At 72.9% G+C, this 1046-nt stretch carries 1 protein-coding gene and 1 pseudogene; both read right to left on the reverse strand.

What is annotated here, in order from left to right:
- Nucleotides 1-186: pseudogene (locus tag ACWEQL_RS42510) on the reverse strand (NADP-dependent oxidoreductase); the annotation flags it as partial.
- Nucleotides 187-281: 95 nt separating this feature from the next.
- Nucleotides 282-1046, reverse strand: a 765-nt coding sequence (locus ACWEQL_RS42515) for an oxidoreductase (protein WP_452157001.1), incomplete at its 5' end; no start/stop codon positions are given.

A 1046-nucleotide genomic window follows, 5' to 3' on the forward strand; every position in this document is an offset into this window, starting at 1 on the left:
CACGGGGAAACGCGCGGGGGCGGCCTTGGCCATCAGGCCGGAGCGGATCTTCATGTCGAGCGGGTTCACGGAGGCGGCCCGCACCCGGATCCGGACCTGGCCCGGGCCGGGCTCGGGCGGGGTGACCTCGGACAGTCGCAGCACCTCGGGCGCGCCGTACTCGGAGAAGGTGATCGCGTTGGACATCGGGAACTCCCGGGTGAAGGCGGATTCAGGATCGGACGGGGCGGCTCTTACTCACTGTGCGGTCGCGGAAGGGGCCGCACCGGTGGCCGCGCCGCTCAGGGGGTGAGAGTGGGGTAGTCGGTGTAGCCGCGGTGGTCGCCGCCGTAGAAGGTGGACGCATCCGGGGTGTTGAACGGGCCGCCGGCGGCGAGCCGGGCCGGCAGGTCGGGGTTGGCCAGGAACAGCGCCCCGTACGCGATCATGTCCGCGGTGCCGTCCTCGACCAGCGTCAGCTCCTCGGGGCCGGTGACCTCCGGGTGGGTGAAGGGGTTGAGGACGAACGTGCCGGGCCAGGCCTTGCGCAGCCGGGCGGTCAGGTCGCGGTTCGGGCCCTCCAGCAGGTGCAGGTAGGCCAGGTCCAGGCCGGCGAGCCGCTCCAGCAGCGTCTCGTACATCTCGGCCGGGTCGTCCTCGGCGATGTCGTTGTACGGGTTGCCGGGGGAGATCCGCAGGCCGACCCGGTGGGCGCCGATCGCCTCGGCCACGGCGCTCGTGACCTCGACGGCGAAGCGGATCCGGCCCTCGGTGTCACCGCCCCAGGCGTCGGTGCGCCGGTTGGTGTTGGGCGCGAGGAACTGGTGGATCAGGTAGCCGTTGGCGCCGTGGATCTCCACGCCGTCGAAGCCGGCCTCGATCGCGTTGCGGGCCGCGGCGGCGTAGTCGTCGACGGTCTGCCGGATGTCGGCCTCGCTCAGCTCCTTCGGCGTCACGTACTCCTTCGGCCCCTCGTGGGTGAAGACCCGGCCCCGGGCGGCCACCGCCGAGGGGGCCACCGGCTCCAGGCCGTCGGGCAGCAGGCTGGGGTGGCCGATCCGGCCGGT

The sequence above is a fragment of the Kitasatospora sp. NPDC004240 genome, assembly GCF_053603215.1.